We start from the raw sequence: 325 nt of genomic DNA, 5'->3' as shown, positions 1-325 counted from the left end.
GGTGGCGTTGCGTGTCGCCGATTCGGTGAACTGCTGCACGGCATCGTGTTTCCAGTCGAGGAATTCGGTGGCTGCGAGGAACCGCGCAAATTCTGTCTTCATCGGCGGCGCAGCGTGATCGGTAACCCGTCGACCGGGATCGGCAGCGATGTGTTGTCCCAGCGGATGCGGTAGTCGGTGTCGAGGCCGAAGGTGAACGTGCGCAGCATCTGGTGCAGGATCGCTTTGACCTCGAGGGTGCCGAAGTGCATGCCGATGCATTTGTGCGCGCCACCGCCGAAGGGCAGCCACGCGAAGCGGTGAGCTTGGTCCTCGCGGCGCGGGT

The 325-nt window shown here is 64.0% G+C and carries 1 protein-coding gene; it reads right to left on the bottom strand.

The features are described from left to right. Positions 1–98: 98 nt before the first annotated feature. A partial coding sequence (locus JF781_RS28275) for a cytochrome P450 (RefSeq protein WP_225341390.1) occupies positions 99–325 on the bottom strand: 227 nt, incomplete at its 5' end.

This window comes from Mycobacterium sp. WUMAC-067, from assembly GCF_020217485.1.
Lineage (GTDB): Bacteria > Actinomycetota > Actinomycetes > Mycobacteriales > Mycobacteriaceae > Mycobacterium.
Note: the sequence above shows the minus strand (reverse complement) of the source record. Positions and strands in the feature narration are given on the sequence as shown.